General features: G+C 45.1%; 21 protein-coding genes. 13 read left to right on the top strand and 8 right to left on the bottom strand.

The annotated features are described in order from the left end of the window. Positions 1-36: 36 nt before the first annotated feature. Positions 37-1,545: an ABC transporter permease gene (locus ACE5KN_RS14260; RefSeq protein WP_375523810.1), complete on the bottom strand. Its 1,509-nt coding sequence runs from the start codon at positions 1,543-1,545 to the stop codon at positions 37-39. A gap of 15 nt (positions 1,546-1,560) precedes the next feature. After that, entirely contained in the window at positions 1,561-2,937 is a 1,377-nt protein-coding gene (locus ACE5KN_RS14265) for an ABC transporter permease (RefSeq protein ID WP_375524013.1), read from the bottom strand. Positions 2,938-3,134: 197 nt separating this feature from the next. Between ACE5KN_RS14265 and ACE5KN_RS14270 the strand changes: the two genes are divergently transcribed. Beyond that, a complete protein-coding gene (locus tag ACE5KN_RS14270; RefSeq protein ID WP_375523811.1) occupies positions 3,135-4,883 on the top strand; it encodes an ABC transporter ATP-binding protein in 1,749 nt (582 codons plus the stop codon). Between the two features lie 113 nt (positions 4,884-4,996). Then, entirely contained in the window at positions 4,997-5,257 is a 261-nt protein-coding gene (locus ACE5KN_RS14275; RefSeq protein WP_375523812.1) for a hypothetical protein, read from the top strand. 187 nt (positions 5,258-5,444) lie between these two features. Here the strand turns inward: ACE5KN_RS14275 and paiA are convergent, their stop codons facing one another. From paiA to ACE5KN_RS14290, 3 genes are all read right to left on the bottom strand, one after another. Continuing rightward, positions 5,445-5,963 (bottom strand): spermidine/spermine N(1)-acetyltransferase, encoded by a 519-nt coding sequence (gene paiA, locus ACE5KN_RS14280; protein ID WP_375523813.1) that lies wholly within the window; start codon positions 5,961-5,963, stop codon positions 5,445-5,447. A gap of 24 nt (positions 5,964-5,987) precedes the next feature. Beyond that, complete coding sequence (locus ACE5KN_RS14285; RefSeq protein WP_375523814.1) at positions 5,988-6,440, bottom strand: MarR family winged helix-turn-helix transcriptional regulator; 453 nt, start codon at positions 6,438-6,440, stop codon at positions 5,988-5,990. 133 nt (positions 6,441-6,573) lie between these two features. After that, entirely contained in the window at positions 6,574-7,458 is an 885-nt protein-coding gene (locus ACE5KN_RS14290; protein ID WP_375523815.1) for a LysR family transcriptional regulator, read from the bottom strand. 104 nt (positions 7,459-7,562) lie between these two features. Here ACE5KN_RS14290 and ACE5KN_RS14295 point away from each other — a divergent pair, with 104 nt between their 5' ends. The 7 genes from ACE5KN_RS14295 to ACE5KN_RS14325 all read left to right on the top strand — a co-directional run bounded on the left by ACE5KN_RS14295 (position 7,563) and on the right by ACE5KN_RS14325 (position 16,768). Beyond that, positions 7,563-8,003, top strand: a complete 441-nt coding sequence (locus ACE5KN_RS14295; RefSeq protein WP_375523816.1) for a DMT family transporter — start codon at positions 7,563-7,565, stop codon at positions 8,001-8,003. Positions 8,004-8,052: 49 nt separating this feature from the next. Further along, positions 8,053-9,483: a glycoside hydrolase family 1 protein gene (locus ACE5KN_RS14300; RefSeq protein ID WP_375523817.1), complete on the top strand. Its 1,431-nt coding sequence runs from the start codon at positions 8,053-8,055 to the stop codon at positions 9,481-9,483. A gap of 87 nt (positions 9,484-9,570) precedes the next feature. Then, a complete protein-coding gene (locus ACE5KN_RS14305; protein WP_375523818.1) occupies positions 9,571-11,415 on the top strand; it encodes a beta-glucoside-specific PTS transporter subunit IIABC in 1,845 nt (614 codons plus the stop codon). 225 nt (positions 11,416-11,640) lie between these two features. Further along, on the top strand, positions 11,641-13,017 hold the full coding sequence (locus ACE5KN_RS14310) for a PTS transporter subunit EIIC (protein ID WP_375523819.1): 1,377 nt from the start codon (positions 11,641-11,643) through the stop codon (positions 13,015-13,017). 32 nt (positions 13,018-13,049) lie between these two features. After that, entirely contained in the window at positions 13,050-13,889 is an 840-nt protein-coding gene (locus ACE5KN_RS14315; protein WP_375523820.1) for a MurR/RpiR family transcriptional regulator, read from the top strand. A gap of 12 nt (positions 13,890-13,901) precedes the next feature. Next, positions 13,902-15,356, top strand: coding sequence for a M81 family metallopeptidase (locus ACE5KN_RS14320; RefSeq protein WP_375523821.1), 1,455 nt, complete (start codon positions 13,902-13,904; stop codon positions 15,354-15,356). A 20-nt stretch (positions 15,357-15,376) separates the two neighbouring features. Continuing rightward, positions 15,377-16,768, top strand: a complete 1,392-nt coding sequence (locus ACE5KN_RS14325) for a M24 family metallopeptidase (RefSeq protein ID WP_375523822.1) — start codon at positions 15,377-15,379, stop codon at positions 16,766-16,768. 157 nt (positions 16,769-16,925) lie between these two features. Here ACE5KN_RS14325 and ACE5KN_RS14330 read toward each other — a convergent pair whose 3' ends face one another. From ACE5KN_RS14330 to ACE5KN_RS14340, 3 genes are read right to left on the bottom strand one after another with little or no spacing between them, the layout of a single operon-like run. Then, positions 16,926-17,531, bottom strand: coding sequence for a carbohydrate ABC transporter permease (locus tag ACE5KN_RS14330; protein ID WP_375523823.1), 606 nt, complete (start codon positions 17,529-17,531; stop codon positions 16,926-16,928). Then, on the bottom strand, positions 17,488-17,802 hold the full coding sequence (locus ACE5KN_RS14335) for an ABC transporter permease family protein (protein WP_375523824.1): 315 nt from the start codon (positions 17,800-17,802) through the stop codon (positions 17,488-17,490). The genes ACE5KN_RS14330 and ACE5KN_RS14335 overlap by 44 nt, the downstream gene beginning before the upstream one ends. A 17-nt stretch (positions 17,803-17,819) precedes the next feature. Continuing rightward, positions 17,820-18,749, bottom strand: coding sequence for an ABC transporter permease (locus ACE5KN_RS14340; protein WP_375523825.1), 930 nt, complete (start codon positions 18,747-18,749; stop codon positions 17,820-17,822). Between the two features lie 232 nt (positions 18,750-18,981). On the opposite strand from ACE5KN_RS14340, the gene ACE5KN_RS14345 reads away from it, so the two are divergent. From ACE5KN_RS14345 to licT, 4 genes are all read left to right on the top strand, one after another. Then, positions 18,982-21,276: a helix-turn-helix domain-containing protein gene (locus tag ACE5KN_RS14345; RefSeq protein ID WP_375523826.1), complete on the top strand. Its 2,295-nt coding sequence runs from the start codon at positions 18,982-18,984 to the stop codon at positions 21,274-21,276. Between the two features lie 115 nt (positions 21,277-21,391). Continuing rightward, positions 21,392-22,948, top strand: coding sequence for an extracellular solute-binding protein (locus ACE5KN_RS14350; protein ID WP_375523827.1), 1,557 nt, complete (start codon positions 21,392-21,394; stop codon positions 22,946-22,948). A gap of 152 nt (positions 22,949-23,100) precedes the next feature. After that, positions 23,101-24,474: an alpha-L-arabinofuranosidase C-terminal domain-containing protein gene (locus ACE5KN_RS14355; protein ID WP_375524014.1), complete on the top strand. Its 1,374-nt coding sequence runs from the start codon at positions 23,101-23,103 to the stop codon at positions 24,472-24,474. Between the two features lie 219 nt (positions 24,475-24,693). Further along, a complete protein-coding gene (licT, locus tag ACE5KN_RS14360) occupies positions 24,694-25,530 on the top strand; it encodes a BglG family transcription antiterminator LicT (RefSeq protein ID WP_355320928.1) in 837 nt (278 codons plus the stop codon). The last annotated feature ends 68 nt before the right edge of the window (positions 25,531-25,598 follow it).

Below are 25,598 nucleotides of genomic sequence, written 5' to 3' on the forward strand. Positions count from 1 at the left end.
TCCATGAATGTGTAATTCTCGAACTATGCCATTTGGCTAGGCCATTTTAGGATCAAGGGCATCCCTTAAACCATCCCCCAGAAAATTAAAGGAAAGCACAAGGGCGATGATGGCCAAACCCGGATACACGGCCAGATAGGAGTTGGTTTCCAGATAGGTGCTGCCCAGCTTCAAAATATTCCCCCATTCCGGGATATGCGGCTCCACTCCAAGCCCAAGGTAGCTTAAGCTGCTGGTGGCGATGACAGCCGAACCGATGGTCAGAGTAGCTTTAACGATCATGGGCGCCATGGAGTTCGGTACAATGTGCTTAAACAGAATAGACAGACTGCCCGAACCTAGTGCTCGGGCCGCATCAACAAACTCATACGTGGACACCATCATGACGCTGGCCCGCATCGTGCGGGCGTAAGCCGGGATGGCGCCGATACTGAGGGCCAGAATCAGGTTGACTGTACTGGCACCAAAAGCGGCGATAATGGCAATGGCCAGCAGAATGCCCGGGATGGAGTACAGGATGTCGAGTGTTCTCATAATGATGTTATCTGAATGTCGCCCATAATATCCGGAGATCGCCCCCAGAATGCCGCCGGCCAGGAACGGGATCAGGGTGGATATCGTTCCGACAACAAGCGAAATTCTGGCCCCAAAGATGATTCTGGAGAACAGGTCTCTGCCAAAGTTGTCGGTCCCCAGTGGATATGCCAGGCTTGGAGGCTGCAAAATAGCACTGTAATTGTTTTCCACCGCCATGCTGTAGTCAAAGGTGAACATGCTGCAGATGGAAATGGAGAACAGAAAAACGATAAAAAACATACCCAGCATGGAGGCGATGTTTTGTGTGATCCGTTCTGCAATGTCTTCCCATTTGGGTGCGGCCGGATCGTTTCTGCCCCGTATTTTCGCCATTAAAATGATGCCAAGCAGCAGGGAGAACAGATTCCCTGTTATTGCTGTAAGGATCAACGGCACCGCAAGCCATAGCAGCCGTGGGGCAATATCATTTTTTCGTACAGCCTTCGCAATGATGAGCAGTGCTGCAAGATCAAACAGGGCAACAGCGCATAGGATGAGCATGGCGGCGGGGAAGGCATCCGCCACATACGGCTTGAACAGATTCAAGGCCGATACGGCAATTACGAAAAGCTGTGTGAGCAGCATATACACGGCCAGCGTGTACTCAGCGGTTTTTTGTTTTTTTACAAGACCAAATGCTGCAGTCACGATAAAAATATTGCCTATCGCAGCGCTTAGAAGCTGGATATAACCGAAGGCCCTTGTGCGGCGGCGGATGGCTCCGGAACGAAGGAGATCCGCACGAACCAATGCCGTAACGGCAGCCTGCAGCAGGGTGAAGAAGGCATAGAGCAAACATACCGTAAACACCACCGGCTTCAACGAAAGGCTGTTATAGCTGAAGCTGTTGAGCAGCAGAATCAGTGTAACCACAAGCGAGCTGATCCAGGCAAAGACGGCCTGGTTGTACGCTGTGGATGTTTTAAGCTTGAGCCCGTCTTTGTGACGGGCGAAACGTCTTTCGGACAATGGACCCCACCTGCTTTAATAATGTTTCATTTTCGTGCGGATTCTTGGATCAATAAAGGCATACATCACATCCACAATGACGTTGACCAGTGATATGGTAATCGCTGTGTACACCACCCCGCCCATAATGGCCGGAATATCAGGGATAAACTGTTTATCCACGATATAACTGCCGAGCCCGCTGATATTGAATACCTTCTCTGTCACGGCCGCTCCGCCCAGCATGGTGCCGAACTGCAGGCCAACCACGGTGATGATCGGGATAAGGGCATTGCGGACCGCATGCTTCATCAGCACCTGCGACCGGTTAAGCCCTTTGGCTCTGGCCGTCATTATATAATCCTCATGAATGACCTCCAGCGTGGAAGAACGGGTCATTCTGGCGACCGCCGCCGTCAGTCCGGTACCCAGCACAATGACCGGCATCACGAAGGACAATGCATTTTGCGGGTTATAGGTTGCGGGAAGCCATCCCAGATGAATCGAAAAGTTCAGGATGAGTACCAGTCCCTGCCAAAAGTTCGGAATGGACAATCCCAACAGGGCGATGAACATAAAGCTGTGATCGAACAAGGAATTCGGTTTTACGGCCGAAAGGATGCCGATCGGCAGAGCGATCACTAATGCCAGCACAAGCGAGATGGTTGCGAGCATAAATGTTACCGGAAACTTTCTGACGATTGTGGGCACAACCTCTTCATTGCCGGTGAACGAGCTGCCGAGATTAAAGGTCAGGATGCCTTTAATACTGCTCCATAGCTGTGTGAGATAAGGCTGATCCAGACCATACAATGAGTTAAAGGACTGAATTTGTGCAGGAGTCGCTGTTTCGCCAAGAATGTTGGCTGCCGGATCGAATGGCGACAGATACAGGATGGTGAAAACCAGCAGCGCCACGCCAAGGATGACGAAGAAGGTCATGACCAGCCGTTCGAATACGAACTTCACATAAGGATTGCTGTAAACCAGCATCAGGCTGTACATCAGCAGACCGGGAATGAAGGTTAACAACAGAAACAACGGGTGCTTTGCAAGCGAGCGGAATGTGTCCGTAAAACTGTGCTCCACTGCCTGGTTATCCTGTGCCTGATGAGCAACCTCTTCGTTGACGAGTTCCCGAAACCGCACTTCCGCCCGCTGAACCACTTCCCGGTATGCTTCGCGCTTGCTTGGCTGCTGCCCGAAAAAACGCTGTTTATGTATAAGCTGCTGCTCAAACTCAGCCACGAGCCTGTCATAATGCCCTGCAGCACGCAGCTCTGTTTCCACCTGCGCCCGCAGACTGAGTACGGTAGAGCTTCTTCTGCGATACAGATGCACCAGCAGGACAACGAGGTTTACCGGGGCGCCGGTTAATAACAGCCAGAAGCGGTATGCAGGATGGAGCATCATTTGCCCGTAAGCTTCAGCAACGGCCTGGGAATAAACAGATGATACTTTGGGAGCTGTGGATAATTCCAAAAGATTTCACCTCCTTACAAAATTAAATTGTACTAATCCGATGAATATAGTACATTTTATTTGGGCATTTGTGGATAGTCAAGACAATTCGGGAACGGATGAAACTTTTAACTTGGCAGGTGATTCGTTTGGAACCTATTTTAAAAATAAGAGATTTACGCGTAGCCTTTGCAGCCCGCAGCCTGGAGGTTGAAGCTGTGCGTGGAGTAAGCTTTGAGCTTTATCCGGGGGAAACGCTTGGAATTGTGGGGGAATCAGGCAGTGGTAAAAGTGTTACCGCACGGTCGATCATGCGGCTGCTGCCCTCTCCGCCAGCATCGATCAAGGGGGGTGAAATTGTTTTTCTGGGGCACGATTTGGTGCAAAAAACACAGGCGGAAATGGAGAGCATCCGTGGCAGGGATATCGGCATGATTTTTCAGGACCCGATGAGCTCGCTCAATCCGACGCTTCGGATCGGTGAGCAGATTGCGGAAACTTTAATCAAACATCAAAAGCTGTCTCACAGGGAGGCGAAGGAGCAGGCCATTGAGATGCTGAAGCTTGTAGGCATCCGGGAGCCGGAAAGGAGATATGAGCAGTATCCGCATGAATTTTCGGGAGGCATGCGCCAGCGGGCGATGATCGCCATTGCGCTCGCCTGCCGTCCGGCCCTGCTGATCGCGGATGAACCGACGACCGCGCTTGATGTGACGATCCAGGCGCAAATTTTGCAGGTGATGAAGCATATGCAGCAGCAGTTTGGCACGTCCATCATCCTGATTACGCATGACCTGGGCATCGTGGCGGGTATGTGCGACCGGGTAGCGGTGATGAAAGAGGGCGAGATTGTCGAATCGGGAACGGTTGCGGACATCTTCGAAGATGCGAAGCATCCTTACACACGCAAGCTGCTTGATGCGATTCCACGATTGCACGAAAGCAAAAAGTCTAAGAGGCAAGTCAGTCTCAGTGTAAGCGGCAAGGGTGAACGTCCACTGATCGAGGTGCGTGCGCTCAAGCAATTTTTTGATATGGGGAAAGGGCAGGTGGTACGGGCGGTTAACGATATCAGCTTTTACATCAATGAAGGGGAGACGCTGGGGCTGGTGGGGGAGTCGGGCAGTGGGAAATCAACTACAGGACGCTCCATTCTGCGGCTTCATGAGCCCACTGGAGGAGATGTGCTTTATCAGGGCACGGCGCTCGGACGACTTTCCCCCAAAGAAATGAAGCAGATGAGAAGATATATGCAAATCATTTTTCAGGACCCGTATGCCTCTTTGAATCCGCGCCGAAAAGTAAAGGATATTATTGGAGAGGCTCTGGATATACATAAGCTGTACGGAAGCAAGCTGCAGCGTGGAAAAAGAGTGGAGGAGCTGCTGGACATGGTTGGGCTTGATGCCTCATTCGCCAACCGTTATCCGCATGAATTCTCCGGCGGACAGCGGCAGCGGATCGGGATTGCCCGCGCGCTGGCGGTTGAGCCGCGATTTATCGTATGCGACGAGCCGCTCTCGGCACTTGACGTCTCCATTCAGTCGCAAATTGTGAAGCTGCTTGAAGATCTTCAGCAGCGGTTAAGCCTCACTTATCTTTTCATAGCTCACGACCTCGCCATGGTCAAGCATATCAGCGACAGGGTGGCCGTGATGTATGGAGGCAAAATTGTAGAGCTCGCGGAAAGTGAAGAGCTGTATGCCAATCCGCAGCATGAATATACCAAATCACTGCTTTCGGCCATTCCCGTACCGGACCCGAAGGCGGAGTCCTTCAAAAGCAGACAGCTCACGGAAGAGGAAAGCGGGGAGGAAAGCAAGGCGGATAAATACCAGTTGGAGAACTCCCGCTTGATCGAAATTAGCAAAGATCATTGGGTGGCGGTTCCCTCTTAAAGTGGTTGACAGTCGGGATCAAGTCCATTTATACTCGAAAAAATCCAAGTGGAATGATAGGAATGCAGACTGAACCCCGATGGCAACGGACCCCGCATTCCGCGCCAGCACTGATGTGGCGAACGAAGGAATGGAAGCTGATTTTGTATATCGAGGGCTCTGTCCGGGATGCGGCCGCGCGAGTGGATGATACGAAAGGGGAACTGTACCATTTGACGGATGATCCGGGAGAATGGGTGAACCGCTACCATGATGAGGAGCTATCCGCCATTCGTGAACGGCTAAAGACAGAGCTATTAATGCATCTGGCTGTGGCCTGGTCCAAAGGGCCGATGTTCTATGATAAAGGCGGAATTCAGCCGTTGGAATCCTGAAGCCAATATATGGGGAGTGCTTTGTTATATCGCATCAAGGCAAGCTTCAAATAGTTCCTGCAGCTTACTATATCAGAAAATTAAAACCTCCCTATGTGAGCGTTTAATCAACATCATTTGCTCTCATGGGGAGGTTTTATCAATAGACTAACGTTCACCGTTAGCTGAATATCTTCACAGAGAAATGTTATTCGAGTGTTTTGGTCATTATAAAATCGATCTGTTCTTCATCACCCATATAGAAAGAGTGGGCTCCTGTTTGCACAAACCCCATTTTCTTATAAAAAGCAATGGCATTTTCGTTTTTCTCCCATACGCCCAGCCAAATTTTCTTTTTATGATGTTTCATCGCAATTTCAACAGCTTTATTTAGCAGATATTTGCCCAGCCCATGTTTTTGAAATTTGCTCTTTATATAAATCCTCTCGATCTCAAGTGACTCATCACCCATGTTTTCGGATTGGGCATCATTCATATTTATCTTTAAATATCCTGCAAGTTCTTCATTGGAACAGGCGAAAAAGAATTCCGCAGCACTATTGGACAATTCCTTTTCCAGCTGTTTAACGTTAAATGCTCTTTCCAAGTAGGCTTTCATATTTTCAGGTGAATTCTGATCTTTAAATGTATCGTTAAATGTTTCAATGCTTATTTCCTGGAGTATTTGTAAATCTTCGTGGCTGCATTTTTTTATTGTTAGGGTCATTTGAATACGCCTCTCCTTTAATAATCAATAAGTTCGCTTGTTACCCTTTTTTACAAATTCCCAATCCTTTTCTATATTTGTTCTTACTCTTTGCAGAAGACTGAAAATGGTTTCTGCTTCACTTTCGGAAAATCCCGCTAATGCGACGCTATTTGAATGATCATGTTCTCTTTTTATAAAAGGAAATACATGCTTCCCTTTTTCTGTTGGAAAGAGCTTGTTTATTTTTTTGTTATGCTTATCATCTTTCTTTTCAATAAAACCATTCATTTCAAGTTTTTTTATAGCACGAGCGGCGGTTGTCCGGTCTACTTTAATCATTTCAGCCAACTTTTCCTGAATGATTCCCGGGTTTTCACATATTCGCACAAGGTACAAATACTGTCCTTTTGTAAGGTCATATTCTTTAAATTCTATATTGCTTATGGAATCCAACGCCCGTGCGATCATTCCAATTTCACGAAGAATTTCCCTCATAGTTAACTCCTTCGCACATATTTTTGTTGCAAATGCAATAAAAATGGCATACTTTGAATTTAACCTAATTTTGTTGCATTTGCAATAAAAAAATAATGATAAAGAGGTCGAGTAAAGCAAACCGTCCAAATAACTACTTTTTAATAAGGTCAATGAACTTCTGTGCTGCAGAAGATAGAGGAAAGTCTTTCTTTACAGCAATACTCAAAAACCTTTTCGGTATTTTCTCCTGGATAGGTACTTCGAACAGCTGTTGCTGTTCCAATTCTGTGCGTACAAAATCTTTAATTACACAGGAAACACCCATTCCTTTTTTGGCAAATTCAATTAGCAGCTCCATGGTGCTTAATTCTGCTTTAGGAGACACCTTCAGATCATGAGAATCAAAAAAACTGTCAATATAGTTTCTTGTGTTAAGTCCTTTTTGCACCAAATTGATAGGATAATTTTCTACTAATGTTTTTAAAGATACTTGTTTATCGCAAAGCTCACGGTATCGTTCATTCACTACAAAGCAATCTTGAATTTCAATCTTGCCTATAATAGAAAGGGAGTCTTTGTTTCCGTTAAAATTAATTATACCTATATCTATTTCGCCAGATTCCAATTGCCGCATGGTCATATCAGTAGATTGATCTTTTATAAAAATTTCGATATTGGGGTATGTTAAAGAATACGTTTCTAAATATTGCATAAAAAAGCTGCTGCATGCAGTAGTGCTTACAGCTATTCTTAGTTGTCCGGTAGTCAGATTTCTCAGTTCCAAAAATTTTCGCTCGGCTGCTTGTAATGATTCATAGACCTGTTCTACATATTGAAACAACAATTTTCCTTCAAAGGTGAGAGACACACCTTGCGCCACTCTATGAAACAATTTCCCCCCCAGCTTGCTCTCCAATAATTTTATGGATTGACTAACCGCAGGTTGTGACGTGAAAAGCTCTTTTGCTGCATTAGACATACTGCCTGTTTTGGCCGTGATATAAAAAATTTTGTAGAGTTCATAATTGATATCCATATAAGATTCCAGTATACCTCCTATACTCATTATTAATTTTACTTATCTAAGTATATAAACTATACTCGGATTGTCAAAGGCTTGGAGAAAGGAGGCACATCAAAATGGCTATTTTTTTTATGATATTTGCATTATTAGCAGGGATGGCTCTTCCTATTCAATTTAGCGTCAATTCACAATTAAGGACAGTGGTGGGTTCACCCATTACAGCTTCTGGTATTTCATTTACTGTCGGGGCCATCGTATTAATGTTTATCTCTCTTTTTGGAAATGGTTTACATGTAAAAAAAGAGTGGCTTGAAGCACCCTGGTGGATGTGGACAGGGGGACTTTTAGGAGCCTTCTATGTATCGGCAACTACTATACTAATGCCCCGGATAGGTGCGGCAGCCACTGTTGGATATGTACTTGCCGGACAGATCATAGTGTCCATAATCATTGACCATTTTGGATTAATCGGTGCGAATACGCATGCTATTAATATTCCTCGATTAGTAGGAGCGCTTTTGGTTATTGGGGGAGTGGTTATCGTTCAAAAATTTTAACCGGAATGCAATTCAAGCGGTACCCAACAGAACAATGGAGGAATTAGCAATGAAGGAAATTGGAAAAGACTTCTTATGGGGGGGCGCAATAGCTGCAAACCAAGCAGAAGGCGCATATAACAGAGATGGAAGAGGGTTAAGTACAGCGGACATCCAGCCTTTTATATCTGGTGCTGATCCCGTGGATTTGCATTTCAATGATCTGGATTCATCGACATATGAAAAATATCGAAATGGGGCATACTTTTATCCGAAACGTCAAGGCGTTCATTTCTATGACCGTTACAAAGAATATATTGACGCCTTAGCTGAAATGCATGTGAAAACATTGCGCTTATCCATCTCCTGGAGCAGAATTTTTCCTAATGGGGATGATGCCGAACCCAACGAATTAGGCCTGGCCTTCTATGACCGGCTGTTTGAATATATGAAAAGCAAAAATATTGAACCGATTGTAACCATTTTCCATTACGAAATGCCTCTAAACCTGGTTGATAAATATGGCGGTTGGGCGAATCGTGAACTCATTGATTTATTCGTAAACTATGGACAAACAGTACTAAACAGATATCAACATGTCGTTAAGTATTGGATCATTATCAATCAAATTAATCTTATTCATAAGGAAGCATTCGCTTCATTGGGAATTCTGAAAGACCAAGCAGATCATTACGAGCAGGCGAAATTTCAAGCTATTCATCATCAATTTGTAGCTTCCGCGAAGATTACGGAGTTCGCCCATCAACTGAGCCCAACGCTGCAAATGGGAATGATGTTGGCGGATACATTAACCGTTCCTTATTCATGCGATCCGGCGGATGTTAAATTAAACTTCCAAAGAAATCGAATGCAGTATTTTTACAGCGACGTTCTGTTGCGGGGGGAATACCCTGAATATGCTTTGACCTATTTTGAGGATCATAACATCCGTTTGGAAATCACCGAATCCGAAAAAGAGCTGCTGCGAAATAATACAGCCGATTTCCTGGCCGTCTCCTATTATTGGTCAAACACCGTTAAAGCTGGCGAAAATACGATGGATCCCAATTCAACCGTCAAGAATCCTTATTTGAAAGAAAATCGTTGGGGCTGGTCTATCAATGCTTCCGGATTGTATTTGTGTGTGTCGAAATATTGGGACAGATATCGTGTACCGATGATGATTGCCGAAAATGGGATTGGATTCAGAGATGTTCTGACAGCTGACTGCAAAGTTCATGACAACTACCGTATCGAATACCACCAGGAGCATATCAAAGCGTTGCTGGAAGCAGTTCGTGAAGGGGCGAATGTTTTTGCTTACTGTACGTGGGCACCGTTTGATATTATCAGCGCAGGTACTGCAGAAATGACGAAAAGATATGGCTTTATTTATGTGGACTATGATGACGAGGGGAACGGAAGCGGGGAATTCCATTACAAAGACAGTTTTTACTGGTATAGGCATGTGATTGATTCAAACGGCCAGGATCTTGGCTAAATCAACATGGCCCGGATCATTTTGTTACGTTCAAATTTTGCAGTCTGTAATGAGTTGGTCCGGGTCTTTATAATGGGGGGGATAAAAATGAGTTTTCAAAAATTGGCAAATGATATTCTGGATGGCGTAGGCGGCAAAGAGAATGTAAATGCGGTCTGGCATTGTGCTACCAGATTGCGATTCAAATTAAATGATGTAAAACGCGCCGATACCGGCAAAATTGAAAAATTGGAAGGAGTAATTACTGTCGTTGATAGCGCTGGCCAATATCAGGTTGTGGTCGGGAATTCTGTCAGTCAGGTTTATGAAGCTCTAACATTGTTACCCGGAATGGCTGCACATGCTTCTGCCAGCAATGGGGACATTCAAGAAAAAAGAACTGGCAAGTTTAATCCCGTCAGTCAATTGATGGACTTTGTTTCGGCAGTGTTCACGCCGTTTCTGGGCGCTTTAGCCGGAGCAGGTATTCTTAAGGGTATTCTGGCTTTGTTTACGACAATGAATTGGATATCTCCGGATAGTGGAGCATATAAGGTATGGAGTGCAGCGGGGGATGCTATTTTTTATTTTTTGCCAATTTTCCTGGCATTTACAGCCGCCAAAAAATTGAGAGTTAATCCATTTGTTGCTGTATCGTTAGCCGGTGCGCTGATTCATCCAACTTTAGTTGAAATCGTTTCCAATTCACAAACGATTAACTTCTTTGGCATACCGATTGTACCTATAACCTATACTTCGTCTGTGTTTCCGATTTTATTAGCAGTCTGGGGCCTCTCTTATTTGGAACCGCTGTTGAACAAGTGGTTTCCTGAATCCGTTCGTAATATGCTGACTCCTCTGTTCTCTCTGGTGATCATGCTGCCGCTCACGCTGATTGTGATCGGGCCCATCGGTACAAAGATCAGCGGTTTGCTTGCGCTGGCATTGTTGGCGATCTATAGTTTCTCGCCGCTGCTTGCCGGGTTGGTTCTGGGTGCGTTCCATCAGTCCATTGTCATTTTTGGAGTTCACTGGGCGCTTATTACACTGATGATAAACAATGTCGCCAATCAGGGATACGATCAGTGGTTACCGATCGTCTGTGCAGCTGTACTTTCCCAAGCCGGCGCTGCTTTAGGCGTATTCTTAAAAAGCAAAGATGCTAAGATAAAGGGCTTATCGAGCTCGGCGGCGATCACTGCTATATTTGGAATTACTGAGCCGGCTATCTATGGGGTAACTTTAAAGTTGAAGCGTCCATTCTACTGTGCAATGATTGCCGGAGGTATTGGAGGCGCTATCATTGGATCGTTTGAAGTTCACGCGTCAACATTTACATTCCCAAGTCTTTTAGCTATCCCGACTTATTTAGGTCAAGGTTTTATTGGAGAAGTGATTGGCTTGATCGTTGCATTCTTTGGTGCTGTCATTTTAACCTATTTCTTCGGTGTCTCTACTAAGCCTCCAGGGGACAGCATCGATAGTGATGTTTCCAACCCAAATGAAATTTTGTCACCGATAGATGGAGAGGCAGTTCCGTTAAATCGCGTAAATGATGAAGTGTTTGCATCTGAAGCTATGGGTAAAGGCGCGGGAATCATTCCGGCAAATGGTATCGTTAAAGCTCCTGTGAACGGAACTGTAACGAGCGTCTATAAAACGGGCCACGCCATAGGCATTGTATCCGATTCCGGGATAGAATTATTGATTCATATCGGTGTTAACACTGTAAAATTAAAAGGGCAGCATTTTAAACCGTTAGTTAAAGAAAATGAGACGATCAAAGCTGGTGATCGATTGGTCGAATTTGATTTGGAGCAAATTAAAGCTGCCGGTTATGATCCAACCGTTATGGTTGTGGTTACCAATTCCTATAATTATGATCAAGTTATTGTCAACTTGGAGGATACCAAGTCAAAACGCTTATTACAATTGATTCCGAAAGAACAATAAATAACATTTGCTGTTGGCGAAACCAGGCCAAAGACAAGACAAGGGAAACTGAGAAATCTTCCCTTGTCTTTTATATTTAACATTGCAATTGGGGACAAAACTTGTTCCGCATTACGCTTTCATTAATTTTATAATTCTTATAAAGGCTAAACAAGCGCGCTTGCCTTCTAGGTTTTTAAACCGCTTTCAAACAACTTTTATGCTTGATCACAGAGGGGGATAAAAATGGATGCAGATCGCAAGGCGTTGATTGAACAAATTGTGGCCGGGATTGGAGGGAAAGAAAACTTAAAATTCGCGAATCATTGTGCAACCCGGTTGAGGCTGCAAGTAAATGACGCCTCCAAAGTAAAGGAAGAGGCTGTAAAAAGCACGCGAGGGGTACTGGGGGTCGTCCAAAAGGACAACGAAGTTCAAATCATTATCGGTACTCATGTGAACAGTGTTTACAACGATTTTATCGCTACGACCGGCGAACAAGCTACAGCTAGTGCCGACCCTTCGGAGACAGGCAGGAAAGCAAAATTCTCCGTACACACCATCATTGACTTTCTGAGCGGTGTTTTTGTTCCCGTATTGCCGGTTTTGGTAGCGGCAGGGCTCGTTGCGGCGGTCTTAAACATTTCAACGATGTATTTTGGACTTGATCGCAATAGCGGTACCGTTGTCGTTTTGTCGGCCATCAATTCCGCCGGATTCTTTTTTCTCCCGGTTTACCTGGGGGTCACTACAGCCAGAAAGCTTGGCATCAACGGAACGATGGGAGCGTTTCTTGGCGGCATATTGTTAAGTGATACAATCAATAATGCGGAAGGCCTGTCTTTTCTGGGCATTCCCATTGCTCAGACGACGTACGCCTCGACCACGCTGCCGGTGATTTTCGGGGTTCTGTTAATGGCGTTTGTTGAAAAAAACGTGGACAAGGTCATTCCCAAGGAACTCAAGTTTTTCTTGCGGCCTTTAGTTACCGTCTTGATAACCGTTCCTGTCGTTCTGGTTGCATTCGGCCCGGCCAGTGTATATTTAAGCAATATTGTGGCGCAGGGGCTTGACTGGGTAAATACGAATTTTGGTTGGCTTTCTTTAGGAGTATTCGGATTATTCAGCCCGTTTATTGTCATGTTGGGCTTGGACAAAGCGTTCCTCTCCGTAATCACCACCTCTCTGGCGACAAACGGTTATGAGAGCTTTATGCTGCCGGGAATGCTTGTTTCTAACGTGGCTGTGGGCAGCGCGGCGTTGGCGGCGTTCTTTCTCTCCAAGAACAGTGAGTTTAAAGGGTTGTCCCTCTCTGCAGGAATAACGGGAATTTTAGGAATTACCGAACCATCTTTGTTTGGCGTCTGCCTAAAATATATGACCCCTTTATATGGGGCGATGATAGGCGGTGGAGCAGGCGGGGTATTTGCCGGGATTTTTCAGCTAAAACAGTACGCCCTTGTCTCGCCGGGACTGGCTTCCATTGTTACTTATGTCGGCGGGGATGGACAATTGTTCAATTTTTGGATTGCGCTGATTTCAGCACTCATCGCGATTGTGGTCAGTTTTGCGGCTACAATGATATTGAGTAAAGTAGGCAAAACCAAAAGAACCTACGGGTAATCAACAATACCGTTTGCGAAAGGAGAAGCCGTATGGAAAATACAAAAATAAGCCCGTTAGGCACACTCATGTCTATTGTCAATAACACTTCGACAGGAACGCTTGAATATCAGTTGGCGTCTTATTTCCTGGATCAATACAACCATTTTGAAAGGTTAAACATTTTCGATGTTGCCGACCAGTGTTACTGCTCAAGAGCAAGTGTGCGGAGATTTTGTAAAAAAATCGGCTTCTCCAATTTTGTGGAAATGAAAAAACACTTTATAAACTATGAATTTCAGCAAAGACAGTATACAAATCGTGTACAGGTAAGTGATTTTCGAAAAATAACGGCTCATAAGTTGATAAGCATGATTAACGATATTGACCAGACACTTGATGATGCTCGTCTTGAAGAAGTCGTGCAAAAAATGTATCAGAGCAAAAACGTGATTATCTTTGTCGTTGATACTGCTGCTACCATGGCCAAGTTTTTTCAGCAGGAAATGTTTTTTTGCGGGAAAACCATTAAAGTTGTTACAGATTACTCCGACAGTTTAACCTTCGGGGATATGCAAGCCACGCAATCTGCAAATCATTCGTCTATCGCGGCTTTGGGTAAAGACGACTTGCTTATCACGATTTCAGTTACCGGTATATTTGCCGCAGCGACGCTGGATATTGTCAAGTACTGCGCTGCGCACAAGATGCTGTTCACTTTGAACAGGGACGCAGAATTAACGGAATGTTATGACGATGTTTTTTACATTAGCAGGAATGAAGATAACCCCAGGGTATTTACGGAATACACGGTGTATGGAGTAAATTATATTTTTGACAATTTATTTTACTTGTATTATAGCCGCTACTCGCAAGAAAAGAAAAAGCAATAATGGAGGGACTATATGAAAGTGCTTGTTGGTTCATTTAATGCTGAGTCAAATGCTTCCGTAAAAAAACCATGCGGTTTGAATGACTTTGTCTATAAATTCGGGGATGAAATGATCGATGAGATGAAAACAAAAGATCTTTTTGAACAGCATCATATCGAGCTCCTTCCTACCATTTATGCAAATGGTTATGCTCAAGGATTGGTGACCAAAGAGGCGTTCGATTTTATTTCAAGTGCTATTCTTCAGGGAGTAAAGGAAAATATCCATGAACTGGACGGAATATATCTATTTCTTCACGGCGGAAGCTATATTAAAGATTTGGAGGGAGGATCAGGAGAGCATTTCTTGCTGCGGGAAATTCGCAAAATTACCGGCCCTTACTTTCCAATTGCCGTTGTCATGGACCCGCACGGTAATACTTCTGAGGAACTTATCTCCAATTCAACCATTGTAAGATGTTACAGACAGTCTCCGCATACCGATATTGACGAAACCTACAGACTTGTGGCGAAAATGCTCATTGAACTATTGAATAACAGAAAAAACATAAAACCGGTGTATAGAAGAGTGCCGATTTTATTAGGCGGGGAACGCTGTGTGTCTACAGACGAGCCTTTGTTGTCTATCAATAAAGTGCTGGATAAAGTGGAAGCTTCACCGGAAATTCTAAGTGTTTCCTATTATATAGGATATACGAGACATGATAATTACACCTGTGGGGCGGGGGTTGTTGTCATCCCGTCGGAGGAAGAACATACCCAATATGCCGAAACGGTGGCTGAAGAAATTGCAGATTATGTTTTTTCCAAGAGAAAAGAGTTTCATTTTACCGGGAACGCCATGGAACCTGAAGAAGCATTACAGGCAGCAATTTCATTTGAAGAGAGTCCAGTGATCATGTCCGATTCCGGAGACAACACCACGGCCGGCGCTTCCGGACAAAGCACCTTTGTATTGAGACAGCTATTAACACGAAATCAATTCGGCAATAAGAAAATCCTGATCAGCGCGATCACCGATCCGCAGGCCGTATCCATATTATCGAAACAAGACGTAGGACAAAAGGTAGATATCGAATTAGGCGCCCATTCGGATCTTCCGTCACAGCAAGTAAGAATTTCGGGAGAAGTTGTTTCAAAAGGTTATGTCAGAAACTTGAAAATATTCGGCAGTGCCAATGAAAATGTAGGGGAAGTTGTTACCGTTCGTTTGAACGAATATCCGATTGATGTTGCCGTATCCAATAAATTTGTTTCGTTTGCCGAAATGCATCAATTTACAGCGGCGAATCTGGATATTCACGCCTATGACATTATTGTTGTCAAGCAAGGGTATATTTTCCCTGAACTGAATGAGATTTCGAAATTGAGCATTATGTCTTTAACCCCTGGGGAGACGTATCAGTATACCGAAAAAATCCCTTACAAACGAATTCTTCGTCCTATGTTTCCTATCGACGATATTTAAGCAGAACGGAGTGGAGTCTTTTGACACAAACTTATAAAATAGCATTTGAAAAAGTGCAGCAACCTACATGTGAATTCAATAAAGAAACAGTAGTTTTGTCCGATGAAACGATGAAGGAACGCCGCAAAAAAGTTCTTGATCAAATGAAAGCAAGAAATATTGATTCGCTCCTGATTTATGCCGATCGTGAACATGGAGCCAACTTTGAATATCTCACCGGTTTCATTCCCCGGTTTGAAGAAGCTTTATTAATCATGAACAGTCAGGGGCCTTCATACCTCTTGCTTGGAAATGAAAATCTAAAAATGGCGAACCACTCCAGGTTTGAGGCGGAAGCCATTCACGTTCCCCATTTCTCCTTGCCTAACCAACCCATGGAGAACACAACAAGTTTTACCGAGTTTCTTAAAGCCGCCAATATTGAAAACAAGAAGATCGGCGTTGTAGGATGGAAAGTTTTCACCAGCAAGTATGACGATAATCATCAATTGTATGATATCCCTTATTATATTGTGGATTCCTTACTGGAGGTTGTTCAGGACGGCGGATCCATCATCAATTGTACGGACCTCTTTATCGGGGAGAAAGGCGGGGTTCGAACTGTAAATAATGCGGATGAGATTGCCTACTATGAATATGGATCGAGTTTGGCCTCCGATTGCGTACTAAAGGCGATGGATGAAATAGAGCCGGGCAAATTGGATATTGAAATCGCCAGCTATTTATCCGTATTTGGTCAACCTCATAATGTAACAACAATTTTTACAACAGGTGACCGGTTTACTAAAGCTGTTTTGTACCCGCAAAATAAACGGATACAGCTAGGAGATAAGTTTTCGATGACTACAGGTTACAAAGGCGGTTTAACAAGCAGAGCCGGTTATATTGTATCCGATCCGAGCGAACTGCCTGAAAATGTGCAAGATTATCTCGAAAAAGTCGCCATTCCGTATTATGCTGCCGTAGTGGTTTGGCTGGAAAACGTAAAAATAGGCATGAGCGGCAGCGAAATGTATGATTGTATTCAAGCTGTGTTGCCAAAAGAACAATTCAACTGGTCGCTGAATCCCGGCCACTTGGTGGCCGATGAAGAGTGGATGTGTTCGCCGATATATCCCGATTCCAAAACCCGCTTTAAAAGCGGGATGTTGTTTCAGGTAGACATCATCCCTTCCGTGAAAGGTTATGGGGGAACTGGCGCGGAAACAGGGATTGCTCTGGCCGACGAAGCTTTAAGGGAGACGATTAAACAACAGCACCCGGGTTTGTGGGAAAAATTTGAGAAACGCAGAGTGTATATCAAAAACGTGTTGAATATCGATTTGCACCCGGAGGTGCTGCCGCTTTCCAATACCGTGGGTTATTACAGACCGTTCGCTTTAGCAAAAGATAAAGCTTTAATCAAAAAATAGAAAGGGTATGGGGAGATTGGCAAGGCCTAAATGGGCCGTCTTATAATCAAATTCCCTCCGATGGTTAGAGAACTGAATTATCTGGTTCTCTAACCATCGGAGGGATTTTTTCATGATAGTGATCACCACAAGAATTGCTCAGTAATGCGACAGCAAGCTATTCCTTAACTGAACCGATTAATAAGCCTTTAATGAAGTACCGTTGAAGGAATGGATAGAACAAAACGATCGGACCGATTGTGACGATCGCAGTTGCCATCTTTATGGATTCGGTCGGAAGCAGTGATGTCGACATCGAGGTAGAAGTGGATTGCATCTGCTGAATCATGCTTATTTCTGAATTGAGTTTGAATAGCAAGTACTGTAACGGGTATAACTTCGGGTTATCGACAAGCATAATAGCATTAAACCAATTGTTCCAATAGCCGATACCATAAAACAGCGTAATGGTGGCTAATACGGGCAGGCTAAGCGGGAAGAAGATCTTGAAGGCGATAAATGCATCGTTCGCTCCGTCGATTCTGGCAGCTTCGATCAGCGATTCGGGAATTTGTTTCATATAGTTTCGGACAAGGAACAGGTTAAACGGGTTGAAAACAAGTGAAGGAATAATCAATGCCCATATGTTGTTGTGGAGACCAAGTTTTGTACTTATCATGTACCAGGGGACCAAGCCGGTGTTGAATACCATTGTCACAAAGAAAAACATGGCTAGGCCGTTACGGTACCGAACATGGCGTACCGCCAGCGTATAACCGGCCATTGATGTTGATCGTAACCGCGAGCAGCGTTCCCACCACAGTGACGGTTATAGAGACCAGGTAGCTCTGTAACAACGGTGAGCTGCCTGAGAAAAGCAGGCGATAAGCATCAAATGACAACTGATTTGGGAAAAAGCTATATCCCTGACTCTGAATAGAGCGCTCATCTGTTATCGATACAATAAGCACCAGCAGCAAAGGCAATGTACATACGAAGGATAAAGTTGCAATAAACGTATTGTTGACGACATCGAATAGTTTATGGTTTTTCATAAAGACTCCTTTCTCGTTTAGAAAAGGGAATTATCCGGACTGACCTTGCGTACGATCATATTTACTCCGAAAACAAGAACGAATCCAACGATGGACTGGTAGAGTCCTACGGCCATCGCCTGAGCAGGATTGCCAATCGTTCTTAAAGACCGGAATACATACGTATCGATGACGTCAACTGTTGGATACAGTAAGCCGTTATCTTTGATGATCGCATAAATCATGTCAAAACTTCCGTACATGATCTTGCCCAACGCTAGCAAGGACAGAATAATTACTGTAGGCATGAGCAACGGTAACGTGATGAAGCGAATCTGCTGCCGACGGTTAGCGCCATCGATAGTTGCCGCCTCGTACAAGGAAGAGTCGATACCTGCAATAGCCGCCAGGTAGATGACGAGCGAGATGCCGACTTCTTTCCATACGTTTACGGTGACGAGAATCGGCACCCAATAACGCGGTTCAGAATACCAGTTCTCCTGAGGAAGGCCTAACCAAGCCAGCATCTGATTGAGAAGTCCGTAATTAGAAGCAAAGAAACTGTAAATCACATAGCTGATAATGACCCAGGACAAGAAATGGGGGAACAGGATTGTGGATTGCATGATTCTGGAGAAGCGCCGCCCCTTTAACTCGTTAAACAAAATGGCGAGCAAAAGGGCTGCTGCTGTGCCGACGACAATAAATAGGAAGTTCAAACGAATCGTATTGAATGTCACTTGCCAGGCGCGATCTGACATGAAGAAGAATTCGAAGTTATCAAAGCCGATAAATGGCGATTTCCAAATGCCAAGCTTATAGTTGAACTTTTGGAACGAGATCAGGAGGTAAGGAAGTGTCAGGTAGCCGAAAATAAACGTATAGATCATTGCGGGTAAAGCGAGTGAGTAAGCAATGTGATTTTTCCTTATTTCTTTGAATGTGCTTTTTATTTTACTCATGTTCATTCGGTATTCCTCTCCTTCGGATTGATTTAAAAAAACAAGACCTGCACCTAAACTACCTCAGTGTCATTTCGGATTAAACTTTGATTTATTGCTTCCCCACCACTTTTCCGATACTTGATATTTCGTTTTTCTAAATTAACTTCGATTTCCGGCCTTTTAGGTATGAAGTGCACTATTTACTTGCTACAATGTTGAAACAAGAAATACTGTACGCATACCGGGGGAGTTTTTGATGCAGATCCGTAAAAAACTATTTCTTTATGCAACCTATCGCAAGCTGTTCCTAAGTTATTTTTTGCTGCTATCCATCTCGATCGGAGTAGTCTGTACGGCGCTCTATATGTTCTTTTCAGCCAACTCGGTAAGAGAGGTTGCCGGCGTCTCTCAGTCGATGCTTCGTCAGACAAGCTATGTGGCGAATATCGTCAACCAGCAAGTGTACGAGGTGGGAAACCATTTGCTGAACAATCCTGACATCGTAACTGGCATGTTTAACCCGGAAATTGACTATCTTCAGGAGTATCGTGTCGTACACGCCTTGACGGATGTGCAGGCAGGCTACCCATTCCTTAATTTCATCGGGATTTATAATGGTTACACGGAACGTTATATCAATAATAAGGGAGTGAGCCGCCAAGCTGAGGCGGAGCTTCTGGACCAGGCTTCCAGTTCTTCTGAAACCGCATACAGCAGCTTATACCCACGAACGTTCGAGGATCCGGTCACAGGTGAGCGAGAACAGGTATTCACCTTCGTGCTCAAGCCCGGGTTCAACTCATACTTGCCCAAAAAGGGAGCCATCGTCATCAATATCAACGAAAGCTACATCCAAGAGCTTGTTCAGCAAATTCGAAGCAATCGTGGAGACTTTATTGTTATTACTGACGATGCCGGCTCCATCCTTATGCAAAGCGACAGCGAATCTCCTCTCGTGAACGTCGACAGCGAGTCTTATCTTAATAGGATGCTGACTTCAAAATCGACAAGCGGGAGCTATACAATAAGCATGGCCCACGAGAAGTATTTAGTCAGCTATGTCAAGTCCGAAGAGTTGAACTGGTCATTTGTCAGCGTGAACCGTTACAAAGACTTGTTATCGAATCTCGGACGACTTCGTTCCATTGTGCTGACCATTGCATTAGCGATGTTTCTAGCCGGAGTTGCAGCGGCAATCTGGCTGGCAAACAATATGTACGCCCCGCTCGACAAGCTGCTGCGCAAGCTGAACTCCATTCATGCGGTCGGAGGGTATGAAGCGCGCCAGAAAGTAAACGAGTATTCATTGCTCGGCGAAGCGTTTCAAGACATCGCTGATCAAATTTCCTCCATAAGCCCGGCATTGCAGATCGCAAAAAAGAGCCATCTGTTGAACTATTTTAAAGGGAGCCAGATCGACCTCGCGAATCGTTACCTAGAACCGTTAAAGGGTCCCGATTTCTTGGCAATTGTACTTAAAATCGATCGCTTCGCCGTATTCAGCCATATACATTCGGAGCAATCGCAGTCGCTAATACGATTCGCCATCTGTAACATAGCTCAGGAGTTGACGGGAATGGAAACTATCGTTATCGCTGCAGATGAGATAGGGATACTCGGAAAGCTTGATTCTCCGATTTTTCCGAGTGAACTGCAGACTCGACTGCAGGAGGTTCAGCGGCATGTCGAGAAGCTCTTCAAAATAACGGTATCCATCGGCATTGGTACTATCGTACATACGGATATCGAGATTCGGGATTCCTATGAGAAGGCCAAGGAGGCGCTGCTAAACAGGTTCTTTGCCGGAGCAGGCAGAATCTTTTACGGTGAAGACGACGAAGAACCGACAGCGGGGATCCGCTACCCATCCGCGATTGAGAAAGTGCTGGTGGAATCGATTCGGGCTTCTCGTGACGAGATCGCTGCTAAAGAGATCGATACATTGGCGGTTTACGTATCCGAGCTTCCCTACGACCAGGCGCTGATCTGCCTGAATCAATTGGTTATAACGATGTACAGGAACTTTGCCATAATACCCGCCTGTAAGAGCGAAGCTAACGGACTGATGGAGTTGGCTACAAGCTTGACGCTTTATGAGACTTTGGAGGAAGTTATCTCTGAGTTGATGCGGATTTGTATAGCCATATCTGAGGCGATCAGAGTCAATTCGAAAGGCAGACAGGCGGAGATTATCGAAGAAATCAAAGCGTATATCGATCAAAATTATTCGAGGCCGGATCTGTCGCTGGATTTTATCGCCGATCAGGTTCAATTGACGCCGGGCCACCTTGGAAAAATGTTCAAGGCGCATAGCCGATTGTCCTTCAGTGATTACTTAAAAAACATAAGGTTGGAAAAGGCGAAGGAACTGTTGCTAGAGACGGACGACTCTGTCAATACGATTAGCGAACGGATCGGCATCTTTAACACAACCTACTTCTACACCATTTTCAAAAAAAAGTATGGCGTATCTCCGGCCCAGTACCGTTCGGAAGCACTTACCAGCCGTTTGAAATCCCCTGGAGAGAAAGCCGATATTTCCGAATCATAGTTGTCAAAAGCCTCATAAATTGAAGCAATCTCCGGATTTCGAAGTTTACGTACTTTCAGGTGCAGCCCTATTATGAACATGCACTTCAAAAAACGATTAAAGGAGAGGGTCTCGTATGATCGAAAAGCTGTTTCGTTTCAAGCGTCTGCTGACGCTGCTGCTTGGAGTTGCGCTCGTGACGTCCGCACTTGCGGCCTGCTCAAATTCGAAGAGCGAGGGCAGTTCTTCCGAGGAAAACACTGGTCCTGCTTCCACAGCTGGCGTCAATAGCAGCGCCGACGGAGAGAAGGTACCCGTTCGTTATGTCATGCCCGGCACGGCGCCGCAGGATCAAGCCATGGTGGAGGATGCCATTAATAAAAAGCTGGAGCAGGACGGGCTTCATCTGACGTATAAAGCAATCTATATCCCGTGGGATGTATGGGATCAGAAGACGAATTTAATGATGTCGACAGGCGAAGAGTTCGAGTTGATCCATATTATGCACGACTTGAAGGGACCGAATATCCTTGCGGGTAACGGCGGTATCATCCCGATTGACGATTTGTTGAATAAATACGGATCCGACTTGAAAAAATCGCTTCCCGATTGGGTCTGGGATGCAGCAAAGATTCAAGGACAGACGTACTTCGTTCCGGACTTTTGGACCGATACCGCCTATGCTGACGGGATGATCACCATTCGTACCGACCTGCTGAAGCAAAACAATCTGCAGCCGCCAAAATCGCCAGAGGAATTACTCTCGATGTCGGAGGCATTAAAGCAAAATTGGCCCGAAGACAACAAGGACGTGTACATTCGGGTACTGAAGGAAGAGACCCCGGCTTACCTGCACACGACGTACGATACGTACCCGTTTACAGTGTTCCAGGATTTGATCTACGTGGATCAACAAGGAAACGTCAGGCCGTGGATCGAGACAAATGAATTTAAAAAAGACGCTCAGTTTTTCCGGGAAGCCTATACCCGTAAGTTAATTAATCCGGATATTCTCACCATCCCCAAGGAGTTGGAATCGAAGGAAGAATCCAATGGCAGATTCCTTTATCGCGAAGCCGAGGCACTTATCGGCGACTTGGCCCATAAAGTTCCGGGAGCTTCCGTAGACACCTTTTATCTGAATGACAAACCGAAGTTCCGGTCTTACGGCGTTCGCAACTCCAATGGTGTGTCTGCTACCAGTAAACATCCTGAAGCGGCCATCGAGTTTCTGAACTGGCTGTACAGCAAGCAGGAGAACTTCGATCTCGTCATGTATGGCATCAAGGATGTCCATTGGAAAGACGATGGGCCAAACAAGATGGAGTTGCTGAAAAAAGACGACAAAAACGCCCCTGCTTATCAGCTGCAATATTGGATGTTGGGGAACATCAAGATGGGGCGCTGGACTCCGGAGACACATCCGACATACGTTAAAACCAAGACGACAGTCGAGGAGAACGCGATCAATAGCATCACAGTAGGCTTTAACTTTGACGCAAGCAAGGTCGGGGTAGAATATTCGAACTGTCTGACAGAGCTTAAGACAAGCATCTACCCGATCAAACTCGGATTGATCGATTATGACAAGGCGTTCCCCGAAGCACTCAAAAGGATGAAGGCTGCAGGCCTGGATAAGGTCGTTGCTGAATATGAACGCCAGTTCGAGGAGTGGAAGAAGAGCAACACTTGAGTACGACCAAGGAGTGTGTTTGTTATATGCAAGCTCGAATCAATGTAAACGTTACGAAGAAGCAGAATTTAATTCATCATTTTATGTATGGACAGTTTATTGAATTTCTTGGAAGGTGCATTGATCAAGGTATCTTTCACCCCGGTTCTCCGTTGTCCGATAAAAACGGATTTCGTCAAGACGTACTGGAGAAAGCAAGGGGGCTGCAGCCTCCGCTTCTTAGATTCCCCGGTGGCACAATGGTGAAATTGTACCACTGGATGGACGGCATCGGGTCTAGGGAGGAGCGCAAACGCCAGAGCAATCGGATCTGGGGCGGCGTCATCGATCACGCATTCGGCACAAACGAATTCATTCAATATTGCAGGGAAATCGGAGCCGAACCCTTCATCATCGTCAACATGACGACAGGAACAGCCGAAGAAGCAGCGAATTGGGTGGAATATTGCAACGGAACGGACGACACTTACTATGCTAATCTGCGCAGAAGCCATGGCTTCGAGGAGCCGCATAACGTCAAGTACTGGGGACTTGGAAATGAGGAGGCCGCGGTCCCTGATATCGGCTTTCTTCATGATCCGCACGAATACATTAAAGCCTCTTGGGAGTTCGCCAAGCAGATGAAGTTGGCCGACCGTTCGATTAAGCTCGTAATGGTAGGGGAAAAACCGGAGTGGAACAAGGCGATTCTGGATGAGCTTCATCCAATATGCGATTACCTTTCGCTTCATTATTATGCACGCTCGGAAAACGATGACTACGCCAACTTGTTTGATCATGCGGTCCGAATGGAGGAGATGATCGTCGATACCAAAAAGCTTCTCGATCGTTATCCTGCAAGGGTTGAGTCATTCGATCGCTGGTATCGCTTCCCGCCAAGACAGGGGGAAATTCAGATAGCGCTTGATGAATGGGGCATCTGGCAGCATCAGAGTTCGGACGATTACGTAGCGGATCTGGAGGCAATCTTCAACTGGAAGGAGGCGCTGCTCGTCGCTAGTATGCTGAACGTCATCCAACGTCAGAGTCATACGGTGACGATGGCTACTTTTGCACAGCTGGTCAACATTCTGGCGCCGATCTTCACGAACGGGAACGGTTCGTTCTGTCAAACGATCTATCATCCGCTGCAACTGTATCGGGAACACAGCGGGAATTGGAAGCTGCCGTGCGAAGTAGAATCAATGATGTTATTGGATGGAGATGAAAAAGCGACAGTTAGTGCTTGTCTGGATGTATCTGCTACCTATCACGATGAAAAAGGTGAGGTTATCCTTGCTGTTGTCAACCGCCACCCGGAACAGTCTGTGACTGCGGCAGTATCATTTGTCGGCCTGGAAAGCTTGGAGATCTGCGAGGCGATTGAATTGAATTGCCCATCGTGGGAGACGGTTAACGGTTTTGAAATCGTGGATCAAGTAACGCGCATGACAAAGACAGATGCTCGGTACGACTCGGAGCGAGGGTATGTCTTTCCTCCTCATTCAATCACGCTGCTTAAACATCGCTATCTCATAGATGGATAATCAAATTCCTTGATCTGCTCCCTTAATCATGCTATATTTATATCAAAATTAATGCGTTTCCAAAATGGGTTTCATTAATAAATCTAATTGGGGTTGTGACTGTTCGGCAGGCGATACCTAAATTGTGGCGATATAAAGCTGCTTATGTGCAGCAGTTTTTATCGTTTCAGTTTAGGTATTTTTATTATCTTACTGTGAGAAGGTGTGAAGGTGAGCTGAATGAGAATCAAAAAAATTTTCAATAACAATGTGATATTATTGGCCGATGAGCATCAGAACGAAATGATCGTGATGGGAAAAGGCATCGGGTTTAACAAACATAATGCAGAGTCCGTCGACTTTTCCAAGGTAGACAAAAGGTTTGTGTTAGACAAGGGAAACACCGATAAGTTGGTGGGACTAGTTAGCGAAATTCCGGCAGAGCATCTGGAGCTCTCTCATGAAATTATCGAATATGCGAAGCAGAATCTGTCCGAGAAACTGAGCGATAACATTTATATCACCTTGACCGACCATATCAGCTTTGCTCTCTTTAGATTGGAGGAAGGCCTGCAAATTAAGAACGTCCTGCTCTGGGAAATCAAAAAATTCTATAAAGAAGAGTTTCGCATCGCGCTGGGTGCGCTGGAACTGATTGAGCGGAAGTTAGGCATTCGTCTTCCGGAAGATGAAGCGGGGTCCATTGCCTTGCATTTCGTCAATGCACAGCATACCGGGCAGGATATGAGACATACCGTGATCGTGACCCGGATTGTAAATGACCTGGCGAATATTGTGAAATATCATTATGGAATCAAGATCGATGAGGAATCCTTGAATTATAGCCGGTTTATGACGCATTTGAAGTACTTTGCGTACCGCATGCTCCAGAATGAACTGATTCCGGAGGAACAGGATTCCCTTTATGATCAAATCAGAGAGAAATACCCCGAGGCGTATGTTTGTACGCAAAAGCTGGTAAATTATTTGGAACGTAACTACGACAAAAAGCTGACGAACGAGGAAATGTTTTATCTCGTCATTCATATTCAACGGCTGACGAGCCGGGAAATTTAACCGGCAAAGCTGGAGGCCAAAAACAATCGAATACAAAGGGATTGTGACTGTACGGCAGGCGAAACCTG

This window comes from Paenibacillus terreus (genome assembly GCF_042138595.1).
In the GTDB taxonomy this organism is placed as follows: Bacteria; Bacillota; Bacilli; order Paenibacillales; family Paenibacillaceae; genus Paenibacillus; species Paenibacillus terreus.

Bases quoted from the DNA above. Each gene is read 5' to 3' on its own strand.
- ACE5KN_RS14265 (WP_375524013.1), bottom strand. From the start codon at position 2,937: ATGATGCTCCATCCTGCATACCGCTTCTGGCTGTTATTAACCGGCGCC.
- ACE5KN_RS14275 (WP_375523812.1), top strand. From the start codon at position 4,997: ATGTGGCGAACGAAGGAATGGAAGCTGATTTTGTATATCGAGGGCTCT.
- paiA (WP_375523813.1), bottom strand. From the start codon at position 5,963: ATGACCCTAACAATAAAAAAATGCAGCCACGAAGATTTACAAATACTC.
- ACE5KN_RS14285 (WP_375523814.1), bottom strand. From the start codon at position 6,440: ATGAGGGAAATTCTTCGTGAAATTGGAATGATCGCACGGGCGTTGGAT.
- ACE5KN_RS14290 (WP_375523815.1), bottom strand. From the start codon at position 7,458: ATGGATATCAATTATGAACTCTACAAAATTTTTTATATCACGGCCAAA.
- ACE5KN_RS14295 (WP_375523816.1), top strand. From the start codon at position 7,563: ATGGCTATTTTTTTTATGATATTTGCATTATTAGCAGGGATGGCTCTT.
- ACE5KN_RS14300 (WP_375523817.1), top strand. From the start codon at position 8,053: ATGAAGGAAATTGGAAAAGACTTCTTATGGGGGGGCGCAATAGCTGCA.
- ACE5KN_RS14305 (WP_375523818.1), top strand. From the start codon at position 9,571: ATGAGTTTTCAAAAATTGGCAAATGATATTCTGGATGGCGTAGGCGGC.
- ACE5KN_RS14310 (WP_375523819.1), top strand. From the start codon at position 11,641: ATGGATGCAGATCGCAAGGCGTTGATTGAACAAATTGTGGCCGGGATT.
- ACE5KN_RS14315 (WP_375523820.1), top strand. From the start codon at position 13,050: ATGGAAAATACAAAAATAAGCCCGTTAGGCACACTCATGTCTATTGTC.
- ACE5KN_RS14320 (WP_375523821.1), top strand. From the start codon at position 13,902: ATGAAAGTGCTTGTTGGTTCATTTAATGCTGAGTCAAATGCTTCCGTA.
- ACE5KN_RS14330 (WP_375523823.1), bottom strand. From the start codon at position 17,531: ATGGCCGGTTATACGCTGGCGGTACGCCATGTTCGGTACCGTAACGGC.
- ACE5KN_RS14335 (WP_375523824.1), bottom strand. From the start codon at position 17,802: ATGAAAAACCATAAACTATTCGATGTCGTCAACAATACGTTTATTGCA.
- ACE5KN_RS14340 (WP_375523825.1), bottom strand. From the start codon at position 18,749: ATGAACATGAGTAAAATAAAAAGCACATTCAAAGAAATAAGGAAAAAT.
- ACE5KN_RS14345 (WP_375523826.1), top strand. From the start codon at position 18,982: ATGCAGATCCGTAAAAAACTATTTCTTTATGCAACCTATCGCAAGCTG.
- ACE5KN_RS14350 (WP_375523827.1), top strand. From the start codon at position 21,392: ATGATCGAAAAGCTGTTTCGTTTCAAGCGTCTGCTGACGCTGCTGCTT.
- licT (WP_355320928.1), top strand. From the start codon at position 24,694: ATGAGAATCAAAAAAATTTTCAATAACAATGTGATATTATTGGCCGAT.